Annotated in this window: 28 protein-coding genes, 1 tRNA gene and 1 pseudogene; 15 read left to right on the top strand and 15 right to left on the bottom strand. The window is 59.6% G+C overall.

Annotated elements, in window-relative coordinates:
* Positions 1-19 precede the first annotated feature (19 nt).
* The 6 genes from pstC (at position 20) to AYR47_RS23050 (ending at position 4,551) form a co-directional block, all read left to right on the top strand.
* Positions 20-985: a phosphate ABC transporter permease subunit PstC gene (gene pstC, locus AYR47_RS23075; RefSeq protein ID WP_016978032.1), complete on the top strand. Its 966-nt coding sequence runs from the start codon at positions 20-22 to the stop codon at positions 983-985.
* Positions 985-1,878: a phosphate ABC transporter permease PstA gene (gene pstA / locus AYR47_RS23070; RefSeq protein WP_033902991.1), complete on the top strand. Its 894-nt coding sequence runs from the start codon at positions 985-987 to the stop codon at positions 1,876-1,878. Before pstC ends, pstA begins: the two co-directional genes overlap by 1 nt.
* Positions 1,879-1,954: 76 nt before the next feature.
* Positions 1,955-2,716 carry a phosphate ABC transporter ATP-binding protein PstB gene (gene pstB, locus AYR47_RS23065; protein WP_033902990.1) on the top strand — a complete coding sequence of 254 codons (762 nt, stop codon included), beginning with the start codon at positions 1,955-1,957 and terminating at the stop codon, positions 2,714-2,716.
* Between the two features lie 27 nt (positions 2,717-2,743).
* Positions 2,744-3,442, top strand: coding sequence for a hypothetical protein (locus AYR47_RS23060; protein WP_033902989.1), 699 nt, complete (start codon positions 2,744-2,746; stop codon positions 3,440-3,442).
* Positions 3,442-4,035, top strand: a complete 594-nt coding sequence (locus AYR47_RS23055; protein ID WP_061437037.1) for a hypothetical protein — start codon at positions 3,442-3,444, stop codon at positions 4,033-4,035. The genes AYR47_RS23060 and AYR47_RS23055 overlap by 1 nt, the downstream gene beginning before the upstream one ends.
* Positions 4,036-4,134: 99 nt before the next feature.
* Positions 4,135-4,551 carry a hypothetical protein gene (locus AYR47_RS23050; protein ID WP_061437035.1) on the top strand — a complete coding sequence of 139 codons (417 nt, stop codon included), beginning with the start codon at positions 4,135-4,137 and terminating at the stop codon, positions 4,549-4,551.
* A 53-nt stretch (positions 4,552-4,604) separates the two neighbouring features.
* Here the strand turns inward: AYR47_RS23050 and AYR47_RS23045 are convergent, their stop codons facing one another.
* Entirely contained in the window at positions 4,605-5,210 is a 606-nt protein-coding gene (locus AYR47_RS23045; protein WP_033902986.1) for a cysteine hydrolase, read from the bottom strand.
* Between the two features lie 77 nt (positions 5,211-5,287).
* Here AYR47_RS23045 and AYR47_RS23040 point away from each other — a divergent pair, with 77 nt between their 5' ends.
* Complete coding sequence (locus AYR47_RS23040; RefSeq protein WP_061437033.1) at positions 5,288-5,617, top strand: hypothetical protein; 330 nt, start codon at positions 5,288-5,290, stop codon at positions 5,615-5,617.
* A 17-nt stretch (positions 5,618-5,634) separates the two neighbouring features.
* Here AYR47_RS23040 and AYR47_RS23035 read toward each other — a convergent pair whose 3' ends face one another.
* Positions 5,635-5,985, bottom strand: a complete 351-nt coding sequence (locus AYR47_RS23035) for a DUF2388 domain-containing protein (protein WP_061437031.1) — start codon at positions 5,983-5,985, stop codon at positions 5,635-5,637.
* 214 nt (positions 5,986-6,199) lie between these two features.
* Between AYR47_RS23035 and AYR47_RS23030 the strand changes: the two genes are divergently transcribed.
* Positions 6,200-6,286, top strand: a tRNA-Leu gene (locus AYR47_RS23030).
* A gap of 91 nt (positions 6,287-6,377) precedes the next feature.
* On the opposite strand, the gene AYR47_RS23025 is transcribed toward AYR47_RS23030, so the two are convergent.
* Positions 6,378-7,232 (bottom strand): LysR family transcriptional regulator, encoded by an 855-nt coding sequence (locus tag AYR47_RS23025; RefSeq protein WP_061437030.1) that lies wholly within the window; start codon positions 7,230-7,232, stop codon positions 6,378-6,380.
* Between the two features lie 234 nt (positions 7,233-7,466).
* On the opposite strand from AYR47_RS23025, the gene AYR47_RS23020 reads away from it, so the two are divergent.
* From AYR47_RS23020 to AYR47_RS23005, 4 genes are all read left to right on the top strand, one after another.
* On the top strand, positions 7,467-7,832 hold the full coding sequence (locus tag AYR47_RS23020) for a nuclear transport factor 2 family protein (protein ID WP_237142500.1): 366 nt from the start codon (positions 7,467-7,469) through the stop codon (positions 7,830-7,832).
* A gap of 84 nt (positions 7,833-7,916) precedes the next feature.
* A complete protein-coding gene (locus tag AYR47_RS23015; RefSeq protein ID WP_061437028.1) occupies positions 7,917-9,362 on the top strand; it encodes an MFS transporter in 1,446 nt (481 codons plus the stop codon).
* A gap of 159 nt (positions 9,363-9,521) precedes the next feature.
* Positions 9,522-9,890 (top strand): hypothetical protein, encoded by a 369-nt coding sequence (locus AYR47_RS23010; protein WP_061437024.1) that lies wholly within the window; start codon positions 9,522-9,524, stop codon positions 9,888-9,890.
* A gap of 172 nt (positions 9,891-10,062) precedes the next feature.
* Positions 10,063-10,710 carry a DsbA family oxidoreductase gene (locus AYR47_RS23005; protein WP_061437022.1) on the top strand — a complete coding sequence of 216 codons (648 nt, stop codon included), beginning with the start codon at positions 10,063-10,065 and terminating at the stop codon, positions 10,708-10,710.
* Here the strand turns inward: AYR47_RS23005 and AYR47_RS23000 are convergent, their stop codons facing one another.
* Entirely contained in the window at positions 10,711-10,992 is a 282-nt protein-coding gene (locus AYR47_RS23000) for a hypothetical protein (protein ID WP_061437020.1), read from the bottom strand.
* Positions 10,993-11,187: 195 nt separating this feature from the next.
* Between AYR47_RS23000 and AYR47_RS22995 the strand changes: the two genes are divergently transcribed.
* Positions 11,188-11,661 (top strand): GFA family protein, encoded by a 474-nt coding sequence (locus AYR47_RS22995; protein ID WP_061437018.1) that lies wholly within the window; start codon positions 11,188-11,190, stop codon positions 11,659-11,661.
* Here AYR47_RS22995 and AYR47_RS22990 read toward each other — a convergent pair.
* Complete coding sequence (locus tag AYR47_RS22990; RefSeq protein WP_033902974.1) at positions 11,633-12,160, bottom strand: DinB family protein; 528 nt, start codon at positions 12,158-12,160, stop codon at positions 11,633-11,635. The two genes, AYR47_RS22995 and AYR47_RS22990, sit on opposite strands and share 29 nt — an antisense overlap.
* A 125-nt stretch (positions 12,161-12,285) precedes the next feature.
* Between AYR47_RS22990 and AYR47_RS22985 the strand changes: the two genes are divergently transcribed.
* Positions 12,286-12,975 (top strand): tellurite resistance TerB family protein, encoded by a 690-nt coding sequence (locus AYR47_RS22985; protein ID WP_033902972.1) that lies wholly within the window; start codon positions 12,286-12,288, stop codon positions 12,973-12,975.
* Here AYR47_RS22985 and AYR47_RS22980 read toward each other — a convergent pair.
* The 10 genes and pseudogenes from AYR47_RS22980 to AYR47_RS22935 all read right to left on the bottom strand — a co-directional run bounded on the left by AYR47_RS22980 (position 12,972) and on the right by AYR47_RS22935 (position 22,146).
* On the bottom strand, positions 12,972-13,793 hold the full coding sequence (locus AYR47_RS22980; protein ID WP_033902970.1) for a hypothetical protein: 822 nt from the start codon (positions 13,791-13,793) through the stop codon (positions 12,972-12,974). The genes AYR47_RS22985 and AYR47_RS22980 overlap by 4 nt on opposite strands.
* Positions 13,794-13,811: 18 nt before the next feature.
* The gene (locus AYR47_RS22975; protein WP_025999705.1) at positions 13,812-14,159 is read right to left on the bottom strand and encodes a DUF2493 domain-containing protein; all 348 of its coding nucleotides are present in this window, start codon (positions 14,157-14,159) and stop codon (positions 13,812-13,814) included.
* A 65-nt stretch (positions 14,160-14,224) separates the two neighbouring features.
* The gene (mgtA, locus tag AYR47_RS22970) at positions 14,225-16,939 is read right to left on the bottom strand and encodes a magnesium-translocating P-type ATPase (RefSeq protein WP_061437016.1); all 2,715 of its coding nucleotides are present in this window, start codon (positions 16,937-16,939) and stop codon (positions 14,225-14,227) included.
* Between the two features lie 235 nt (positions 16,940-17,174).
* Positions 17,175-17,468, bottom strand: coding sequence for a hypothetical protein (locus tag AYR47_RS22965; protein ID WP_033902968.1), 294 nt, complete (start codon positions 17,466-17,468; stop codon positions 17,175-17,177).
* 318 nt (positions 17,469-17,786) lie between these two features.
* A complete protein-coding gene (locus AYR47_RS22960) occupies positions 17,787-18,398 on the bottom strand; it encodes a LysE family transporter (protein ID WP_033902967.1) in 612 nt (203 codons plus the stop codon).
* Positions 18,399-18,472: 74 nt separating this feature from the next.
* Positions 18,473-19,264, bottom strand: a complete 792-nt coding sequence (locus tag AYR47_RS22955; RefSeq protein ID WP_061437014.1) for a helix-turn-helix transcriptional regulator — start codon at positions 19,262-19,264, stop codon at positions 18,473-18,475.
* A gap of 50 nt (positions 19,265-19,314) precedes the next feature.
* Positions 19,315-20,001, bottom strand: a complete 687-nt coding sequence (gene arsH, locus AYR47_RS22950) for an arsenical resistance protein ArsH (RefSeq protein WP_061437012.1) — start codon at positions 19,999-20,001, stop codon at positions 19,315-19,317.
* Between the two features lie 11 nt (positions 20,002-20,012).
* Positions 20,013-20,483 carry an arsenate reductase ArsC gene (locus tag AYR47_RS22945; protein ID WP_033902963.1) on the bottom strand — a complete coding sequence of 157 codons (471 nt, stop codon included), beginning with the start codon at positions 20,481-20,483 and terminating at the stop codon, positions 20,013-20,015.
* A gap of 2 nt (positions 20,484-20,485) precedes the next feature.
* Positions 20,486-21,770, bottom strand: a pseudogene (locus tag AYR47_RS22940) (arsenic transporter).
* A 19-nt stretch (positions 21,771-21,789) separates the two neighbouring features.
* A complete protein-coding gene (locus tag AYR47_RS22935; RefSeq protein ID WP_033902961.1) occupies positions 21,790-22,146 on the bottom strand; it encodes a metalloregulator ArsR/SmtB family transcription factor in 357 nt (118 codons plus the stop codon).
* Positions 22,147-22,323: 177 nt separating this feature from the next.
* On the opposite strand from AYR47_RS22935, the gene AYR47_RS22930 reads away from it, so the two are divergent.
* Complete coding sequence (locus AYR47_RS22930) at positions 22,324-22,539, top strand: hypothetical protein (RefSeq protein WP_005788169.1); 216 nt, start codon at positions 22,324-22,326, stop codon at positions 22,537-22,539.
* Positions 22,540-22,559: the final 20 nt, after the last annotated feature.

Genomic DNA, 22,559 nt, shown 5'->3' with positions numbered 1-22,559 from the left:
CTTGTTCCGGAAATAGCCAATGAACACACCTTTTGTCGTACCGGTTAACCCGGATTCTGCGTGCCAGCCACCTTCTACGAAGGATTTCCTGGTTGACCGCACCTTCCGTGCACTTGCACGCATAGGCGTAGTGCTGGTGCTGGCGCTGGTTTTCGCGCTGGTCTTCGAAGTAGGGCGCAAGGCACTTCCCGGCATGGAAAAGCACGGTTTTGATGTGCTGTTCGGCAGTGTCTGGGACGTTAACCAAGGCAAGTACGGCATTCTGCCAGCTATTTGGGGCACGCTTTACAGCGCCCTTATCGCGTTGCTGATCGCAGGCTTTTTCGGCGTCAGCATGGCGATTTTTCTCACCCAGGATTTCCTGCCGGCAAAACTCGCGGCGGTGTTTCGCACCATCGTTGAATTGCTCGCCGCCATTCCCAGCGTGGTCTACGGCCTCTGGGGCATTTATGTAGTGATCCCGGCTATCCGCCCGCTGACTGCGTGGCTGAACACTGAACTGGGCTGGATTCCGTTTTTCGGCACGTCCCTCAGCGGGCCGGGCCTGCTGCCAGCGGCGCTGGTGCTGGCAATCATGATTTTGCCAACCATTGCCGCCGTGTCTCAGGACGCCCTCACCGGTGTGCCGATGAAAACCAAGCAAGCCGCCTACGGTATGGGCACCACTCACTGGGAAGCGATTCTCAAGGTAATGGTGCCCTCTGCCGCGACCGGTATCTTTGGTTCGCTGGTACTCGGCCTGGGTCGCGCCTTGGGTGAAACCATGGCCCTGGCCATGTTGGTGGGTAACGCGAACAACATCTCGCTTTCGTTGTTTGCACCGGCCAACACCCTGGCCGCCTTGTTGGCGCTGAACTTCCCCGAAGCCGGCCCGAACGAGATCGAAGTGTTGATGTACGCCGCACTGGTCCTGATGTTTATCACGCTGCTGGTGAACATCATCGGTTCGATGATCATGGTCTACGCCCAGCGGGGTACCAAGTAATGACTGATCTCTCTACGCCCATCACCGCCATGCCGAGCCTGCAACGCCGGTTCGAAGGCCGTGCCTTGCGCAGCCTGGTGCTGACCACCCTGGTGTGGTTCGGCGCGTTGCTGGCCAGCGTGCCGCTGATTTCCGTGCTCTACATGCTGATCACCCGCGGTGGCGCACGCCTGAGCCTGGAAGTGTTCACTGAACTGCCGCCCACCGGTTTCGAGACCGGCGGTGGCTTCGGTAACGCCATGGCCGGTACGTTCGTGATGGTCGGTATCGCTGCCGCCATCGCCGTGCCGGTCGGCATTCTGGCTGCGGTTTTCCTCGCTGAACTGGGCCCGGACAGCAAGTTGGCGAACGCTTCGCGCTTCGCCGCCAAGATGCTTACCGGTTTGCCATCGATCCTGGCGGGTGTGTTTGCCTACGCCCTGGTGGTGATGACGACCGGGACTTACTCGGCTCCAGCAGGTGGCGTGGCATTGGCGGTACTGATGCTGCCGATCGTGGTGCTGACGGCTGAAGAGTCGATGAAGATGGTGCCCAAGATCATGAAGGACGCGGCCTACGGCATGGGCTGCACCCGTTCGCAGGTGATCTGGAAAATCGTCTTGCCTACCGGCATGCCCGCGATCCTGACCGGCGTGATGCTCGCAGTCGCACGTGCTGCCGGCGAAACCGCACCGCTGTTGTTCACCGCGCTGTTCAGTAACTACTGGATCTACCACGACGGCAGCCTGGCGGTCATGAATCCGACGGCGTCCCTGGCCGTGTTGATTTACAACTTCTCCGGCATGCCTTTCGACAACCAGCTTGAGCTCGCCTGGGCGGCCTCGTTGGTGCTGGTAATGATCGTGCTGGTCGTGAATATCGTGAGCCGTATTTTCGGCAAGCCCAAGTACTAAGAACGGGAGCACCTGAATTTTGAACGTCTCAACTGCGCAAAAAGCCGCTCCGTTTGTCACCCAGGCGCCAGTGGTCATGGACTGCAAGCTGGACAAGATTTTCTACGGCAACTTCATGGCGGTGCGTGATAGCCATGTGCCAATCGAGAAAAACAAGATTACCGGCTTCATCGGCCCGTCCGGCTGCGGCAAATCGACTGTGCTGCGTAGCCTCAACCGCATGAACGACCTGGTCAAAGGCTTCCGCTTCGAAGGCCACGTGCATTTCCTCGGCCAGGACGTGTACGGCAAGGGCGTTGATCCCGTCGTCGTACGCCGTTACATCGGCATGGTGTTCCAGCAGCCGAACCCGTTTTCGATGAGCATCTTTGACAACGTGGCCTTTGGCCTGCGCCTGAACCGCTACAAAGGCGACTTGGGTGATCGCGTCAAGCACGCGCTGCAAGGCGCCGCGTTGTGGGATGAAGTCAAGGACAAGCTCAAGGTCAGCGGCCTGTCGCTCTCCGGCGGCCAGCAGCAACGTCTGTGTATTGCTCGCGCAATTGCCACCGAGCCGGAAGTGCTGTTGTTGGACGAACCTTGCTCGGCGCTCGACCCCATCGCCACCCGTCGTGTCGAAGAGCTGATGGTCGAGTTGAAAAAGGATTACACCATCGCGCTGGTCACCCACAACATGCAGCAGGCGATCCGTGTGGCCGATACCACCGCGTTTTTCTCGGTGGACATCTCCCAGGGCACCCGCACCGGTTATCTGGTGGAAATGGGCGCCACCGCGCAGATCTTCGAAAACCCGCGTGAGCAAATGACCGGGGACTACATCAGCGGCAAATTCAGCTGACCCATGCATCGTTTTTCAGGATTGCCAATGACTGCAACACGTCGTCTTGATCTGGCCGCGATTGAACGCGCCCTGCGCAAGGTACAGGGCCGTTTTGCCCAGCTTAGCCAGGACTTTACCGAGCCACGCGACCCGCTGACAGACGAAGTGCTGCAGAATGTGCTTGAAGGTTATGCCCTGATTGACGACTATGTTGCGCGCGGTGTCGACCTGTTCGACCTCCAGCAATTGAATCTGATGCTGGAGATCAATGCCACGGTGCTCTGTGGCAAAGACCCGGTGCGCCGGCAGGAATACGCGCAGCACCTGGCGGCGACCGAAGTGCACTTTTTCAACAATGTCGAAGGTGGCATCAAGGATTTGTATAACTGGTATTGCAAGCACCATAACGAATCCGTATGGAAGCGAGCAGCCGGTGTCTACGTGCGGGTCCTGAGCAAGCCGCAGTTGTTCATTGAAGGCAATCACCGCAGTGGGTCGCTGATCGTCAGCTATCTGCTGATGCGTGAGGGGTTGCCACCGTTTGTGCTGACGCTGGACAACGCCGAGGGCTATTTCAACCCGTCCTCGGTGATACGCAACTCCGCGAAGCATGGCGTAATGGCGTTGTACGAATTGCCCAAGATCAAGAAAAAATACGCAGCGTTCCTGGAAGATAACGCTCCAGATCCAACCGAGTTTTTCCTGAGCGACACACCAGCGCCCGCCCACCAGGGGGGCCAATGATGGGAAGGTACCCAGTGCTCGACACGATCAAGCGTGTGTTCATCAAGCGTCAGCGAATCCGTATTTCGTTCGACATCGACGACACACTGGCCTGTCAGCTGCACCACAGTGCAACCGAGCACAGCCGCTTGCCGGCGTGTGTGCACCGTTGGTTGGGTGAGCCCTTGCGCTGCGGCACCCGTTCTCTGACCCGTGAGCTGCGTCGCCAGGGTTGCAGCGTCTGGGTCTATACCTCATCCGGCCGCACGCCGTCCTACATCCGACGTTGGTTGTTGCTGTATGGCATCCATGTCGATGGCGTGGTCAACAGTGTGCGACATAGCCAGGCCCTGACCGACCGTGGGCTGACGAGCACCCCGTCAAAATTCCCACCGGCTTTCGATATCGACTTGCATGTCGATGATTCCGAAGGCGTGCAGCTTGAAGGTTTCGACCACGGGTTTCGCGTGGTAGTGGTTGACCCGGAAGACGAGCAATGGGCACAACGTGTGCTGGAGGCTGTGGCACAGGTTCAGGTGCAACTGGCGCGGCAACAACCGCAGCGGCACAAGCTGCCCGTTCGGACTTATCCAGGGTTGACGTTGAACGGCTAAAAGCCGGAACCCTGTGCAAACCAAGGTGCAGCGAAGGTTGCTGCTGGGGCTGGATGCCATTAGCATCACGCCCCGTGCTTGAGCCTTGGAGGGCCACCGATGCGACATGATGTTGTTTTGCGCTTATTCGCGATGATGTTGTTCAGCCTGACCCTGACCGGCTGCATTCATTACGAACACAACAGTGCAGAAGGCAAGCCGGTCGACCAAGTCGCCACCATCCAGCAGTTCGATAAGCACCTGACGATATTCAAGATCGATGACGATCAGACCCTTTATTGGCTGAGTCGCCAGAACGAATACCGCTTGGGAGCTGGGGTGCACAGACTTCAAGTCACCCGGTTCATCTCTGCGCAGGCCCAGACAGCGCCCCTGGCAATGACGGTTGAACTGGCGGGTGGTCGCACCTATGGTCTTTACGGCAACGTGTCGTCGAACCGCTGGAGTTTCGATATCCGTGATGTCGAAACAGGGAAAAGCGCTTCCGTTATCGACCATTTGAACAAGACGCCCTGATGGGGCAAGCAAAAAAAGGGGGCGGCTGATTAATCAGCCGCCCCCTTTTTTACTTATTTGGCGCTCAACGCACCGAGAAACTCGGTATGCCGCAACACCTTCGAAAACATCGACAGCGTGAAGTTTTCAGCCGCTTTTTGCTGTTCATCGGTGAACGTTGCCGTGCAGTCGGCCAGCGTCACCACGTTATAACCCTTCTCATAACCTGATCGAACGGTGCCTTCGACGCAGCAGTTGGTCAGGAATCCCGCCACCACCAGGTTCTGGATGCCGTTGTTGCGCAGTACCAGGTCCAGGCCGGTGGTGGCAAAGCCATCCAGCCCCCGCTTGCCTTCCACGAGGATATCGCCGGTTTCACGGCTGATGGCCTCGGTAATCTCGGCGCCCCAGCTGCCGGAAAGAAAAGCAGCGCCATCGGCAACGCCCTTCAAGATTCCATAGTCACGCGTCGTCAGTTCCGGGTAGCCCTCAGTGAACTGGATCGGCAGGTGAATGATCTTCACGCCCAGCGCGCGTGCCTGTTGCACGGTCGTTGCGGTGTTGGCCAGCATGTCGGACTGGTGCATGACGTCTTTGACGGCGTCATGAAACACGCCACCTGCGGTGGTGAAATCGTTTTGGAACTCGATCAGAACAAGAGCGGTGGCGTTTGGATTCATGATGAGGCTCCGAGAGGTGTCACGGGATTGACCCTTCAGAGTATATTCACTGAATTATCCCCCACAAGGACAGTGCAATGACCCGCTATTTCAAACATCCAGAGAGTGACCAGGTCGAAGAAGTCGATGCGTTCCAGGTATTGGCAGTCTTGTTTCTCGGCCCGCTCTACCTGCTCTTCGCAGGCCTTTGGCGCCACCTGCTGATCTGGGCTATGGCATTAGGGCTGGGTTTTCTCGCAGGCCCGCCCTGGGCGGCGATTCCCATTGCCGGGCTGCCCATCCTCTACTGTTTCCTGATCCGTAAAATCGTCGCCGCTGAGTATGTGAAGAAGGGCTGGGTCGAGGTGTCTGACCCGGCGCTGGCGCTCAAGAAACCAGCGCCAGCGGCAGAAACTGTCGCCGAGTAGTTACCGGGAGGCAGGTCTCATCGGCCGACATCGCCTAAATCGCTATTCAAGGTGGCAATGGCCTGGGCCAATTGCATGTCAGACATCAGCGGCGCGCTATAACTTGACCGGTAGAAGCGCGACGCCTGCTCAAACTGCGCGCCACGGATCTCACCCTCTGAGCCGATAAACGCAAGTGCATCACTTTTGGATGACTTGAACAGGTCGGGAATGGCAGAGGTCAAGGCCGTGGCGCCAGAGACAAGTATAAAGGGCGCAACCGAAGTGATCATGAGCGCGGCTTGAAATGGGTTGTTGTTTTCAGCGGTGGCGACTGGATTGCCGAACAATGCCAGTGCGGCGATTACCACTCTCTTCCATGAGTCCATTCTGCGGTGTGTCCATTGCGTTGGGAGGGCGCCACGATAACAGAGTAGGGGGCTCATCGCGTTGGATGAGTTTGCGGGCTTTCCTCCAGATGCTTGCCTAGCTCACTGATCTAGCAAGCTTTTTTGCTGGCTTCCTGAGGCAAGAAAGCAGCCCTTCGACCTTGCATCAAAGCGACTGGATCTATATATTCCCAACCCTGCAACACGCGCTGCCGCCCGAATGGCGAAACTGGTAGACGCATGGGACTTAAAATCCCCCGCTCGTAAGGGCGTCCCGGTTCGATTCCGGGTTCGGGCACCATCATTTGGTTTCACGACATTCCAGGAAGTCGCTGAAACCCACAGAGAACCTGCCTTGTGCAGGTTTTTTTGTTTTCACGGGGAGTCCTTTCTCAGGCACTCCCAATCATCTCGTCTGCCAAGTCGGCGAGCGCGCGAAGACGGTCCATCTGTCGCATATCGTGGTGATAGCCCATCCAGATGTCCCGGCCCGGTGGCGCCTCGCCGGTGTCTACTCGTTTTAGCGCGGGCAATTGATCACCCAGTGCGCGGGGCAGCACGGCTACGCCTAGGCCGAGCCCACACATCTGCGCCTGAACCGTACGGCTGCTGCTGGTAAACACGGTTCTGGCTCGCGGATACGACGCCTGTAACCAGAGGACGTCGGGATAATGCGCCTGTGCAGTGTTCATGGTGATCAGTCCGAGGCCTTCACCATCCGTTTGCAGTGGGAATGACGCCTGGGCACTCATGTACAGCCCGTAGCTCAGCGTAACGAGCCGTCGTTGGACGATGTCGGGCTCGGTGAACGGGACGATCCTGAATGCGATATCCGCTTCTCTGCGCGTCAGATCGAACAAGCGATGCCCTGCAATCACCTCGGGCACGATCAAGGGATGGCGCCGGGCGAGTTCACCCAGGACGGGGCCTAGCACATAACTGGCGAACCAGTCCGCCGATGAGATCCGCAACTGGCCTTCAAGCTGGGCGCTTTCGCCCGCGATGCGTCGCTCGATTGCCAGCGCGTTACGTTCCATTTCCTGTGCCAGTTCGAAAATGCGTTCACCGCTGTCGGTCAATACCAACCCTGACGCCGTGCGGCGGAAAAACACCTCGCCACCGGCCTGCTCCAACACGTGCAGGCGTCGCCCCACGGTGGGATGGCTGACGCCCAACAGCTTGGCGGCGGCACCCAGCGAACCGCCGCGTGCGATGGACAGGAAGACGCGCAAGTCATTCCATTCCATGGTTTACCCCGTACAAAAGTGAACAGTGAAGATGCAGTAATGGCAGTCCCGCGGCAACCCCTGGGCTCGCACAATGGCGGGCAAGCCGTTTCAGGCTTGACTCCTGCACCCACAGAAGGACACCCGCATGAACCTTGAAACCCTGGCCGCTCGACTGGAGGCCCTGGAAAGCCGTGCGGCCATCGAATCACTCATCTCTGCCTACGCCAACGCGTTTGATCGCTTGGCCCTGACTTGTTACGCACGATCTGGCATGCCGACGCTGTTCTGGACCTGCCAGGCTTCGGCGAAGGCGCTGGCCCGGAGGGTATTGTCGCGATGGCACACAACAACTGGCGAAAGATGCCCCACATGCACCATTGGATGGCCAACCCGCTGATTCGTATCGAGGGTGATGTCGCCACGGCAACCGTCGCAGCTGACTGCTTGTTTCATGACATCGAAAAAGGTCCGGTGCAGGTGAGCGGCCTTTATCACGATTGCTTCGAACGACGCGAAAGCCAATGGCTGTTTACGGCACGACGCTTTGAACTGCACTTTTTGACGCCACTGGAAAACTGGAAGCCCATCGCGGGTTCGGAAGCGTTCGGCGGTATTTGAACCCGCAGCCGTTTGGGATGCGCGCCGTTGATTGGGCGGATGACGCAGAGCCCGGCCTCGATTGATTGTGTAGGGAGTATGTCCATGTTGCACACTGCTATTTCCCAGTCTGACCCACGCCGCTGGGCGATGTTTGCGGTTTTGCTGGTCGGCGCGTTCCTGCCGCCGCTGGATTTTTTTATCGTCAATGTCGCACTGCCGTCGATCCGCGACGCGTTGGGCGGCTCGGCCTCCGCCGAGCAGCTAGTCATTTCCTCGTATGCCGCGCTGTATGCAGTGACACTGATCACCGGAGGGCGGCTTGGGGACCTCTACGGAAGAGGCCGCGTGTTTCTTTGCGGCCTGGTGGGTTTTGCGGCCGCCTCGGTGCTGTGCGGTTTTGCCGGGTCGCCATGGGTGTTGGTCGCCGGACGCGCCTTGCAGGGCGTCACGGCCGCCGTCATGGCCCCGCAGGCGCTGGCGTCGGTGCAGGCGATTTTTCCCGAGTCGGAAAAGCCGCTGGCGCTCAGCTTATATGGTGCTGTCTTCGGCCTGGCCTCCGTGATCGGCCAGACACTGGGCGGCATCTTGATTTCCCTCGATCCCATGGGTTTGGGCTGGCGGGCGATTTTCCTGGTCAACTTGCCGGTGGCGGCGCTGGTCTTGCTGTTTGGCATTCCCCTGCTGAAGGACGTGAAATTGCGTCATACCACGCAATTGGACCTCGGCGGCATGGCGTTGTCGGTTGCCTGCCTCGGCGCGCTCATCGTACCGTTGACCGTGGGCAGGGAAGCAGGCTGGCCGTGGTGGTCTTGGTTGTCGCTGCTTGCCGTACCGGTATTGGCGCGGTTGTTCTGGCGCTATGAAACTCACCTGAGCCGTTCCGGCGGCGTGCCGCTGATTGCGCCCGCCGCGTTGACCGCCCCCAAGTTGGGCCGCGCACTGCTGGTTGCATTGCTGTTTTACTCAATTGGCGTGTTCTTTCTGTTGTTTTCGGTATACCTGCAGCAGGCGTTGCACACCTCTGCGCTGAGCGCCGGCTTGGTGTTCCTGCCATTTGGCGCAGGGTTCCTGGTCGGCCCCCTGTTGACCCCGTTGGGGCGGCGCATACTCGGCGGCTATGTCAATCCGCTCGGCATGGCGCTGGAGTCCATCGGGTTGCTTGCGCTGGTCTGGCTCATCGCTGCGACACCCGTCGGTGCGCCACTGGCGCCGGTGGGGCTGGGAGCGACTCTGTTTGTGATTGGCCTGGGGCAAGGGCTGGCCCTGCCGACGTTGATGCGCATGGTCACCGGCAGCGTTGCGCCGGCCTATTCGGGCATGATTGCCGGCATCGCCAGTTCGACCCTGCAAGTCAGCACGGCCCTCAGCGTCGCCGTAATTGGCGGGGTGTTCTATACCGTTCTCGGTTCGCGCACCGATCCAGCCGCGATCACCCACGCCTTCATCGTTGCGAACCTGTGCATTGCCGTTTGCCTGGCCGCTGGTGCCGGCTTGGGCGTTACGCTCGCTTGGCGATCCGCCGCCTACACACCCCGCCATGTCAGGTAAATTCAACAAGTAGTTAGCTGTGACTTCAAGAATTCGTCGAGGCCTGTACGAAAAAGCACTCAAGAAATCAGGACGCTTCAGACGCTGACTTTGCTTCCAAATGACCTCTGCCGAGTTGTTAAATCTTGGGCTCCAGATAGGTAAATGAGGGTACTGCTCATGAGTGAAGATCTGCTCAAATCATTCTCTAAAGAGGTCATGCAAAACGGGCCGGAGTCGACCCTGCCTTGTAACTTGAGCGACCAGTGGCTGGAGGTGTTATCCGCGCAGATGGAGGATTTTTTCGAAAATGATTCAGATGAGTGCCTGTCACTCCCCTTGATGGCCGTACTTCACATCCTGTTCGCGAAAAATGAAGGGGCGGCGATTTCGGAAACTCACGACAGGCTTTTTGATCATCTTTGCAACTATCGGATAGAGCTGGGGTTGGAAGAGATCAGGCGCAAAACCCATGTGAGTGTAGAGCCCGCCAATTTGGAAAGCATATTAACCAATCGCAGCGTGGCCTTTAAGCAATCGGCAAACTGATTACACTGAAGTACAAATGAAGTGCCTGCCCCTGTATTTATTCATCCGGTACAACCTCCTAGAGTTCTTCCCATTCGCCGCTCTGTCATCCCGGCAGGGCGCGAATTGGAGAATTACTGATGCCCTTGTTCAATACCATCGAATGGCGCAATAACCTGTTGGAGTCCCTATCGTGACTCGCCCTGTCAGCATCGACTTCGTGTCGGATGTGATGTGCCCTTGGTGTGCACTCGGCGCTGTGGCGCTGCAACAGGCCATCGCGAACCTGGCGGGCGAAGTTGCCGTGGAGCTGACCTTCAAACCCTTCGAGCTGAACCCGGACATGCCGCCTGAGGGCGAAAACGCTGTCGAACACATGATGCGTAAATATGGCCGCACCTTTGCCGAAGTCGCCGCGCGTAATGTCATGGTGATCGACCGCGGTAACGCCTTGGGCTTCACGTTCGACTTGGCGAAGCGTACGCACTTCTACAACTCCTTTGACGCCCACCGTCTGTTGTATTGGTCGGTGGCGCAGGGTCGCCAAGTTGCACTGAAGCACATTCTGTTCAAGGCGCATTTCAGTGATGGGGAGAATATCAGCAGCCGCGACACCTTAGTGCGTCTTGCTGGTGAGGCGGGGCTCTCCACGGCACGCGCTCAAGGGGTGCTGGACAGTGGGGAGTTCGCCGTTGAAGTCCGTGAGCTTGAAGATTTTTACCGCAGGCGCGGGATCAACGCTGTCCCGGCCATGGTACTGAATGGGCGTCACCTGGTGGCTGGCTCACAGTCCGTCGAGGAATACGAACAAGCCATCAGGCAAGTAGCGGTTGCGCCGTGATTACACGAACGGCTGACCGCTGAACCCGCGTGGCAAACGCTGCAAACCAGGCAAGTCGGTAAGACGCTGCGTCCACGCGCTGCGCCAGTCAACGTGGGTCTGAGTCTTGGCTTTTCGATTGGCGCGGCGGGCGGCGTTGCGCTGGGTGCGGCGCGCTTCTTTATAGGCTTCGGTATTGCGACAGGTACGGCATTTGACCCGGTTCAGCTCGGTGCTGGAGGGGAGGTTGGTGCCGTGGTGGCCACAGGCCAAGTGACCTGCAACCTTGAAGTGAATGACCATGTCAGCGTCTCCTTCTTGGGGGTACGCGCATCGGCAGACCCACAATGCGCGCGGGGAGGGCGGGGTGTAAAAACCTCGACACCTAGGGTTACGACCCCAACGATGAGACAGCGTTCGGTTTTGGCTACAGGCCTGTTCAAGCCTGGCACCTGAAGCTAACCTGCCAGGCCACCCATCAAGAATAAGGAAGCAATGATGAGCGTCGAGACCCTGCCATACGAGGGCAGTTGCCGTTGTGAGCGTGTGCGCTTCAGCGTGAGTGCCGCCCCGGTGATCACCATGGCTTGCCACTGTACCGGCTGCCAGAAGATGTCTTCCAGTGCGTTCTCACTGAGCGCATTGATTCCCGCCAGCGGTTTCACGGTCATCCAGGGTTGCCCTGTGATCGGCGGTATGCAGGGCGTGGATCGCCACTATTTCTGCCCCCATTGCATGAGCTGGTTGTTCACGCGGCCCCACGGCATCGATGAGTTCGTCAACGTGCGCGCCGCCTTGCTGGATAACGCCAGCGGTTACGTGCCTTACATGGAGACCTGGACTCGCGAGAAGCTGCCTTGGGCCTCCACTCCGGCGGTGGAAAGCTTTGCGCAGCTGCCCGAGCCTCAGGAATTTGCGCGCTTGATGCAGGCCTACGCCGAGTTCAGTCGATCAGCGCCAGCAAGTCCGTAGTGCCCACATCCAAGCCTGCCTGGGTCAGCAAGGTCGTGGCCTGGCCCCGGTGGTGGGTTTGGTGATTGAAGAAGTGTACGAGCAGGCTGAAGAAGTCCTTATCGGCCGTGACGCCGCGCATGTTGCTGTAATGCAGGCGATGGTCCAGGTCGGTCTCCTGCACGGTGTGGCTCCAATCGACGATCAATTGATCCAGCCAGGTGCGATAGGTTGCCAGCTCGCGTATATCCGCGAAGGCCAGATGCTTGAGATCAGCAGGCGTAGCAACAGCCTGCATCGGAGCCAGTGCTGAAAAGCCTGCTGGATGCTGCGCAAAACGCTTGAGCCAGACGCTATCGCCCAGCACCAGGTGGTTCAGGGTGCCGAGGATCGAGCCGAAAAACGCCTGTCGGTCCATCGCCAGCTCCGCGTCCGTCAATGTCAGGGCCGCGTCATAGAGCTTGCGGTTCATCCACTGGTTGTAATTCGCCATCAGTGCGATGTGCTCAGTCCGGTTCACTTGGGTTTTCTCTCGAAGTCGCGATAGCGTCATGATAGGCCGGGACCGCCCGGCGGTCATGGTGTTCCGGCAAGGTCGGGCTATGGTTGATAGACGCCAACACTGCGCCCTCGGAGGGTGACACCATGAACACCAGCGATTTACTCGAACAACTCCTGCGCGCCGGGCAAGGCGGCAGTGCGTCATCCGGCGGACTGGGTGGACTGCTTGGTGGGTTACTGAAGGGCGCCGGCACAGGCAATGCATCAGCCGGTGGCGGTCTGGGTGGTTTATTGGGAGGGCTGGGTGGCATGTTGGGTGGCGCCACGGGCACTCGTCCCGCTCAAGGGCGTTCCGGCGGGATGAACTACGCTGCGTTGGCCTCACTCGGTATGGCGGCATTCCAGGCCTACCAAGCCTGGCAACGCCAGCAGGCCACTGCGCCGCAGCAAGCCTTCCAGACAGTAGACCAGCTCGACGGCCCCGCAGCCGAAGCCCACAGCCATGCGGTATTACGTGCCTTGATTGCCGCCGCGAAAGCCGATGGGCGCATTGATGAGCAAGAACAGGCGCTGATTTCCAGTGAGCTGGGCCGCCATACCGACGACCCGCAACTGCAACAGTGGCTCGACGCCGAAGTCGCCAAGCCCTTGGATGCCGCGGATTTCGCCGAGTTCGCCAGCGACCCGGCTGTGGCGGCCGAGGTGTACCTGGCCAGTGTGATGTTGGTGGACGATCAGCAGGACGCCGAGCGTAACTATCTGGATGACCTGGCGGGGCAGTTGCACATCGACCCGCAATTGCAACTGCACCTGGAACAACAAGCCAAGTCCTAGAATCGCAGCGTGGCACCGGTGGTGAGCCATTGCGCGCGCTCACCGATCAGGCTGCGCCCGACCACCAGGTCCACGTCGACAAACTCGCCGAAATGAAACCTCGGCCCGGCCTGCCATGCCTGGTCGCCGCCATCCTGGCCGTAACGTTCGGCGATCACGGTCAACGAATGGGCCAAGTGGTACTCAAGGCCGGTGCCCCAGGTCAGACGGTGTTTTTGGTCGCCATCGTTGTAGGCGTGGGACCAACCGGCATTCAGGTTCAACCGCAAGGGTTCCAGCGGTTGCCACGTCAACGGGATATTGAAGTCGGCGCCATCGAAGCCGTGCTGACGGTCGTGTGCAAAGTGCGCACCGGCCGACACGGCCATTTCCAGCCCCAGATCTTCCCGCGACCATACTTGCGCCTTGAGCTGTGGATTCACTTGGGTTTCGCCCTTGTCTGCGCTGGTGGCACGGGACAGGGCTGCGCCCCATTGCACCGAAGGCAACGCAGCAAAGGTGCAGGCGGGCGACAGCGTTTCAGTGTGGGTACTGCCATCGTGGCGGTTGGCGGTGTGCCAGGCGTCCACATTGCATTCGCCCGGCGCATTGATCGCGCCGTCATCGACCACGTACGAACCACCGGCCGCATTGGCCTTGGACAGCAAGGCAATCGCCAACAGGATGCCCAGGGTCAGCCCGATAAAGATCAGGTTACGTTGCAACGCGCGACGCTTGGCCGGTGGCAGCAACAACAGAGTATGACGCGCATCTCGGTAGTGACGCGCACGGTATTTGGCGAACCCGTCCTGGCGTGGTGGGGTGTGTTTTTTGTGCATGATGCACCTCGCATGAATTCAGCTTTCTACGGTCAGCACCGAAATGCCGCTGGCTTTGGCCTGGCAGACCAGCTCAGAGGTGTCGTCCCCGCCGGGCAGGGCGATGACCACGTCTGGGCGGCTGTCGGTCAGCATGAAATGGTTGCGCTGGCGTTCCGCCTGCTTGCCGTGGCGTTGCCAGTTGGGCGGGTAGCGCACCACGTCGATGCCCAATTCCCGCGCCCATTCCTCGACGTCGCTGCCGAGAAATTGGTTGCCGCCGTGGATCAATACCTGCACCGGGCGCAGGCGGTGGTAAGCGTCCAGCACTTGGCGGGACATTTTGGTGTCGGCGTAATGACGACCTGCACAGATCAAGACGCGCATAAGGTGATTCCTTGTGTTGCACGGTGGCGGCCGGGCGACCGCCACCGTTTAAACGGCGGGGGAGATCAGTACCACTGCTTGAAGCGGCGGATGTAGATCGTCTTCATCAGTTGGGCCACGCAGCAGTAGCTGAGCAGGGTGCCCACCAGCCATGGGAAGTACGCCAGCGGCAGCGGTTGCAGGCCGACCAGGGTGCCCAGTGGCGAGAACGGCACGTAGATCCCCAGCACGATCACCACACAGGTCATCATCAACACCGGCCACGCGGCGGTGCTCTGGAAGAACGGGATCTTGCGGGTCCGCAGCATGTGCACGACCAGGGTTTGCGAGAGCAGCCCCTCGATGAACCAGCCGGACTGGAACAGGGTCTGCACTTCCACACTGTTGGCCGCGAACACGAACCACATCAGCGCAAAGGTGGTGATGTCGAAGATCGACGAGGTCGGCCCGATCCAGATCATGAACCGGCCGATGTTCTTCGCATCCCACTTACGCGGCTTGGCCAGGTACTCCTTGTCCATCTTGTCCCACGGCAAAGCCAGCTGGGAGATGTCGTACATCAGGTTCTGCAGCAACAGGTGAATCGACAGCATCGGCAGGAATGGGATGAATGCACTGGCCACCAGCACCGAGAACACGTTGCCGAAGTTGGAGCTGGCGGTCATGTTCAGGTACTTCATGATATTACCGAAGGTTTCGCGGCCCTTGAGCACGCCTTCTTCCAGCACCATCAGGCTCTTTTCCAGCAGGATGATGTCGGCCGATTCCTTGGCGATATCGGTGGCCGTGTCGACCGAGATACCCACGTCGGCGTCGCGCAGTGCCGGTGCATCGTTGATCCCATCACCCAGGAAACCCACAGTGTGGCCGTTGGCTTGCAGCGCCTTGAGCACGCGTGACTTCTGCAGCGGTGTCAGCTTGGCGAACACGGTGCGTTCTTCCACACGGCGCAGCAGCGTGGCGTCGTCCATGGCTTCGATTTCAGCCCCCAGCAGCGGCTGGCCTGGATCGAGACCGACCTGGCGGCAGATCTTGCTGGTGACCACGGCGTTGTCGCCGGTCAGTACCTTGATCGCCACGCCGATCTGTTGCAGTGCCGCAATCGCAGGGCCGGCAGTTTCCTTCGGTGGATCAAGGAAGGTCAGGAAGCCCTGGATCACCAGGTTGCGCTCATCGGCAGTGGTGTACTGCTGACGTGCCATGGATTTAGGAATGTGGCGGGTGGCGACCACCAGCACACGGAACCCGTCTTCGTTATAGTCGTTGGCAATCGCGAGCAGTTCTTCACGGCGACGATCATCCAGCGGCACGGCGGCGCCGGCCTCCATGACGTGAGTGGAAATGCTCAGCATCTCTTCCACAGCGCCTTTGCACACCAGCAGTTGGTCGTCGGCGGCATCCTTGACCACGATCGACAGGCGACGACGCACGAAGTCGAACGGCAATTCATCGATCTTGCTGTAGGCGAACGGCACCTTGAACTTCGGGTTCTGCTCCGAAAACTCCACCACCGCCTGGTCCATCAGGTTCTTCATGCCGCTCTGGTGATGGCTGTTGAGCCAGGCCAGGGACAGCACCGCATCATCACGTTGACCAAAGGCGTTGACGTGATGTTCGAGGATGATCTTGTCCTGGGTCAGGGTGCCGGTCTTGTCGGTGCACAGCACGTCCATCGAACCAAAGTTCTGGATTGCGTTGAGGCGCTTGACCACCACTTTGCGCTTGGCCATGGCGGTGGCGCCCTTGGCCAGGTTGGCGCTGACGATCATCGGCAGCATTTCCGGGGTGAGGCCGACGGCCACCGCCAGGGCAAACAGGAAGGCATCGCCCCAGTCGCCCTTGGAGAAGCCGTTGAGCAGGAACACGATCGGCACCATCACCAGCATGAAACGGATCAGCAACCAGCTGACGCTGTTTACCCCGCGGTCGAACGCGGTTTGCACCCGCGAACCGACAATTGCCTTGGCCAGGGAGCCAAAGTAGGTGCGCGGCCCGGTGGCGACTACCACCGCTTTTGCACGGCCACTGACCACGTTGGTGCCCATGAAGCAAATGTTCGGCAGGTCCAGCAGGTTGCCCTGGTCGGCCACCACCGGTCCGGCGGATTTCTGCGTGACATTACCCAGGGTGTCGTACTTTTCCACCGGCAAGGCTTCGCCGGTCAGCACGGCCTGGCTGATGAACAGGTCGCGGGATTCGATCAGGCGGATGTCCGCCGGGATCATGTCGCCGGCCGACAGCTGCACGATATCGCCGGCCACCAATTCGCGCATCGGCACTTCGCGCAGGGTCGGTTGCGAACCTACCTGCTCACGGCGCAACACGGTGGCCGTGGTGCGAACCATGGCTTTCAGGGCTTCGGCAGATTTAGCCGAACGGTGTTCCTGCCAGAAGCGCAACAGGCTGCTGAGCAGCACCATGGTCATGATGATGATGACTTTGGTCGGGTCGGCGTCTTCGCCTTCCTGCATCGGCAGCCAGCAGTCGGTGAAGAAACTGATACCGGCCAGTGTCAGCAGCACGTAGATAAAGGGGTTATTCAGTGCCTGCAGGAACTGGACGATGGCGTGAGGCGGCTTGTCGTGGGCGACTTCGTTGTAGCCTTCGCGTTGCAGGCGAGCGGAGGCGTCCAGTTCGGTCAAGCCGTCCTGGGTGGCACGTACGTTCGCCAGGGTGGCCGACAGGCCGTTGTGGGCTTCGCGGGCGGCACGCATCGACAGTTTGGTGTCGGCGTCGGTGCCATTCTTTTTGTGCAGAGGCGGGTTTTTTACGGCGCTCATTGTCTGTACTCCTGTCGCCAATTTTCGACAAAACATACCCAGTACTTACCTGAAGACAGGCGAGCGAAAGCATGCCGAGTCGCTAACTTCGCGATCGGTTTAAATAAGGTGTTCACATAACTTCTATATCGCCCGCTTACAGCGCGTTAGTTAACTAGCGCGCAGCGGGCTACTACTGGACGTGTTCATAAAGAACTCCAGAATAGGGATCAGGAAGTTGCTGTTTCCAGCCGGGTCAGGCGGCGCGAGCGCTCACATAAAGACCGAGCATCAAGCTGGCCTGTGCCAGGCTGGAAACCTTGGGTCTCTGCGGGTCTTGAGGGTCGGCGTGATCCCAGTGCTGCACCAGTTGGCCGCTTTCCGGGCAGATACGCCAATGCGCCAGCGGGTAGGCCGGGCGCACTTGAGGGGAGGGTGCAGCAAACGCTGAGCGGGTAGGGGAAAAGCCTACGGGCTCACGGCACAGCTTGGCGCGCAGGGCGGCCGCTAGTGTGCGTACATCAGGCAAAACAAAGGCTTGGAAGGTCATAACACACCTCGGGACCGGACAGGCGACCGGCGAGGCAGTTACGGTGGAGCATCGAGCTCTAGCGCAGCTTACCGGACCGGGGAGGCGAGTCCTGTCATATTCTGGGTTTGGCGCCCGATGCCCGCGTAAGCGGTGCTCGGACAGCGACTAGATACTGTGTCCATTGGCTTCTTTTGTGAGGTTTAAAAAAGGCCCCAGTTGCAGGCACGGGCAATCTACTCAGACGGTTACAAAATGTCAACGCATGATTAATTAAATTGTCCGGTGTTCAGAGTTCATTCAGATAATCGGCATTCGAAAGTTAGTGGGTATATAACTTTAGATACCCTGTGCGGCCAGAACGGCCAGATAGATCAATACCACGCCACAGGTGCCATAACTGATACGTTGCCACAACGGTGACGCGTTCTGGCGCAACATATTGACCAGCCCCGCGATCAGAAAGCACGACAACACCGACGCGAGCATGAACCCAGCAAAGAACATCAGCGTCTGCCCGTGGCTGGGCGTGGTGCCGACGATGCCCGACAACGCGCTGCCCAACGCGCCCCAGTAAACAATGTTTTTCGGGTTGGCCAGGGAGATCGCCGCCCCGGTGGCCAGTGCGTTTTGCCGAGTGCTGGCGGGTGCATCGTCTGACTCAGGTAGCTTCCAGGCGTCGATCAGGCTGCGAATGCCGAGCCAGGCCAGGTACACCGCACAGACCACCGTCAGCGGCACGCGCACGGCATCATGTTGGATCAGCAAAGCGATCCCGGTCAGGCCGATCACTGCCCACACCGCATCGCCCACCAGTGAGCCAAACTGCACCAGCAGGGCCGGTGTGAAGCCGTGCAGCAAGCCACGGCGCAAAGTCTCTGCCAACACCGCGCCGGGTGAGAGGCAGAACACAAAACCGAATACCACTGCGTAAAAGAAGATCGTCAACATGCCCACATTCCTTCAAGAGATGGCAGGCAGTGTGAGGATGAGCCGAGGCGGTGTCTTGGACCAGATTGCGCTGTTCAGCGTTTAACAGCGTTTTGATAAAGGCCCGGCGTGATGCCGTAGGCGGAGCGAAAGTGCCGATTGAGGTGGCTTTGATCGGCAAAGCCCAGCTGATGAGCGACCTCGGAAGCGGCCATGCCGTTGCGCAATAGGCCCTTGGCGCGGCGCGTGCGCAGTTGCATGGCCCACTCACGGGGCGTCAGCCCGGTTTCTTTCTGGAAGGCGCGCAGCAGGTGGAATTTGGAGAGGCCCACTTCAGCGCCAAGGTGGTCCAGCGTCAAGGGTTGATGCAGTTGCTCGGAAAGCAGTTCCTGGGCGCGACTGATCAGAGGCTTGCCGGTGCCGGTGCTGCCTGGCAGACGCACACCGCTGATATTCACCACTTCCCCCAACAGCAGCACCAACGCCTCTTCATTCAGTTCGCGAACCAGCGTGTCGTTACTCAACGCGCCCTTGATCGCCGGCGCCAGTCGCAGCGCAAGGTCGGGTTGGAAGCACAGTGAACGATCAAACTCCAAGTGCCCCAGCCCAACGTCCGCCGCTAATTGATCCGCCGTGGCGTACAGGCTCACAAAGTGCCAGGGCGCGCCGTCCGCCGCGCCGCCGCCCTGAATCTGGCCGGGGTTGTACAAGGTGATGGAGCCGGGCCCGGCGTTGAATTCCCGACGGTCGAGCCAGACTTTCTCTTCGCCCAGCAGGTTCACGCCGATCACGCATTCATCATGGCTATGGCGGGCAAAGGTCAGGCCGGTGCAGGCGGTGCTGCTGATTTCATAGTGGCCCAGCCAGGCGTGTCGCACGGCGCTCATCGATTCAACTCGGTCAGGAGACAGGCACGAGCATACGCTGGCAAGCGGGCTCAAATCGACCGTTGATTGACACGCTGCGAGAGTTCGTCGGCGCTTTCCTTGCGCTCCGAATAGCGGTCTACCAGGTCCGGGCGTTCGCGCAGCAGCAAGGTGAACTTCACCAGTTCCTCCATTACATCGACCACGCGGTCGTACAGGATGGAAGGTTTCATGCGGTCCTGATCGTCGAACTCCATGAAGGCCTTGGGCACCGAGGATTGATTGGGGATGGTGAACATGCGCATCCAGCGCCCCAGCACGCGCAACTGATTAACCGTATTGAAGGACTGGGAGCCGCCGGACACCTGCATCACCGCCAGGGTTTTACCTTGGGTCGGGCGCACCGCGCCAAGGGCCAGCGGCACCCAGTCGAGCTGTGCCTTGAACACCGCTGACATTGAACCGTGGCGCTCGGGCGAGCACCACACCTGGCCTTCAGACCACTGCATCAGTTCCAGCAGTTCTTGTACCTTGGGGTGATCGCTGGGGGCGTCATCCGGCAGTGGTAAACCGCTGGGGTTGAAGATGCGCGTTTGCGCGCCGAAGTGCTGCAACAGGCGCGCGGCTTCTTCCACCAGCAGGCGGCTGAACGAGCGCTCTCGGGTCGATCCGTAGAGCAGCAGGATACGCGGTGGTTGGGACGAGCCGTCCGCGTTTGACGGGAACAGCGACAGGTCCAGGTTGGGCAGGGTGGTCATGGGGCCTCCGATTACAGCTCGGCAATTCGAGCGAGTTCTGCCTTGAGTTCAGTTGGGCTGAGTTCGGCAAACGGCAGGATAAAAAACGCCCGGCAGCGAGTGGCAATGGTCTTCAGCGTGGCGTCGAATGCCGCCTGCACTCTCGCATCGTCGCCCTGTACATCCGATGGGTCTTCCAACCCCCAGTGCGCTTTTACCGCTGGCCCGAAATACACCGGGCACGCTTCGCCGGCGGCCTTGTCGCATACGGTAATCACCACGTCCGGCGGGCTGTCTTCGAACGCGTCGTTGCCCTTGCTGTACAAGCCGTCGGTGCTGATGCCGGCGGCCTGCAAGGTGCTCAGGCTGCGCGGCAGGACCTGGCCCTTGGGAAAGCTGCCGGAGCTGATCGCCTCGAAACCTTCCGGCGCCAGGTGATTGAACATCGCTTCGGACAAGATGCTGCGGCAGCTGTTGGCGGTACACATGAACAGGACTTTCATCGTTAGATACTCAGTCGCAAGGCAAGGGCGGCGAGGGTGATCAACAGCACCGGCAAGGTCAGCACAATGCCGACCTTGAAGTAGTAGCCCCAGGTGATGGTGATGCCTTTGCGCGCCAGGATGTGCAGCCACAGCAAGGTAGCGAGGCTGCCGATAGGGGTGATTTTCGGGCCCAGGTCGCTGCCGATCACGTTGGCGTAGATCATCGCGTCCTTGACCACGCCCACGGCATGGCTGGACTCGATGGACAGCGCGCCGATCAACACGGTCGGCAGGTTGTTCATCGCCGATGACAGCAGTGCCGTCAGCACGCCGGTGCCCATGGCCGCGCCCCACACGCCGTAAGTGGCGAAAGTGTCGAGCCAGGTGGCCAGGTAGGTGGTGAGGCCGGCGTTACGCAAGCCGTAGACCACCAGGTACATGCCGAGGGAAAAGATCACGATCTGCCAGGGTGCTTCTTTGAGCACTTTACGCGTGGAGATCTTGTGGCCCTTGGCGGCGATCACCAGCAGGAGCACGGCGCACACGGCGGAAATCGCGCTGATCGGGATACCCAGTGGTTCCAGGGCAAAGCAGCCCACTAGCAGGATGCCGAGCACCCACCAGCCGGCGCGGAACGTCGCGCGGTCGTGGATGGCACTGGCAGGGTCTGCGAGGTCGGCCCGGGTCGTAGGTCTGCGGAATATCACGACGAAAGAACCACAGCAGCACCGCCAGTGTGGCCGCAACGCTGACGAAGTTCACTGGGACCATCACGGCGGCGTATTCGTTGAAGCCGATCTTGAAGTAATCCGCCGAGACGATATTCACCAGGTTCGACACCACCAGCGGCAGGCTCGCCGTGTCGGCGATAAAACCTGCGCCCATGACGAACGCCAGGGTGGCCGCCGGAGAAAAGCGCAGCGCCAGCAGCATCGACATTACGATGGGCGTGAGGATCAGTGCCGCGCCGTCGTTGGCGAACAGCGCCGAGACCAAGGCGCCGAGCAGCACCATATAGGCAAACAAGCGTCGGCCTCGTCCACGTCCCCAGCGTGCGACGTGGAGTGCGGTCCAGGCGAAGAAGCCGGCTTCGTCAAGCAACAGGCTGATGATGATCAGCGCGACAAAGGTCCCCGTAGCATTCCAGATGATGTGCCACACCACCGGAATGTCAGCCAGGCTGATCACGCCGCAGGCCAGGGCCAGGATCGCGCCCATCGTGGCGCTCCAGCCAACGCCCAGACCCTTGGGTTGCCAGATGACCAGGACGATGGTGAAGATAAAAATGGCAATTGCGACAAGCATGAATAAAGGCTCCGATGGCTCAGCAGCAAGTGCTGGCCCGTTGTGGTCTGTCGCCCATTGCATCCAGACGCTGTGCGTCGCTGTGCAACCATGGCTGGTTGGCTTGCAAGGTGGTGTGCAGCACCTGCGTCACCCACTCGGGCAACGCGGGGTTGATGCGGTAGTAGATCCACTGACCCTGACGACGGTCCTGCAGCAACCCGCAACTGCGCAGTTGCGCCAGGTGCCGGGAGATTTTCGGCTGGCTGTCGTCCAAGGCATGGATCAGTTCGCACACGCAAAGTTCGCCTTCACGCAGGATCAGTAATGTCAGGCGGGCACGGGTGGCATCGGCCAGGCATTTGAAGAGGGTGGGCGGGGAGAGGGAGTCCGACATGGCCAAGGCCTTTATATATATGGTTATCCGAATATACGTATTTCCATATGTATCAGTCAAACCCTGTTTCAATTGATATGGATCAAATGCCTTGAAATCCGCCACAAGTGTTTGAAATTAAAATGAAACACGAATGTCCTAAAGTGCCTGCCCATTGCTGATGAAGGAAGACCCCGCGTGACCCGTGCCACTCGCAACCTGCGCAAGACCCTCGATTCCGTCGCGGAAAATAACGAAACCGCTGCGTTCGACCTGATGCGCGCCGTCGAAAAACTCGGCGATGAAGTGCTGCGCCAGCGTCTGCTCAATACCATTCACAGGCTCAACCAGGATGCCTATGAGTTGCGCGAAGCGCGTGATTCGGTGGAGCAGGTGTCGGTCAGGCTCGCCTGAGCAAGATCGTTCAAGACAAG

This window comes from Pseudomonas azotoformans, from assembly GCF_001579805.1.
Taxonomy (GTDB): Bacteria; Pseudomonadota; Gammaproteobacteria; order Pseudomonadales; family Pseudomonadaceae; genus Aquipseudomonas; species Aquipseudomonas azotoformans_A.
The sequence above is the reverse complement of the archived record's forward strand: the minus strand, read 5'-3'. Positions and strand labels throughout refer to the sequence as shown.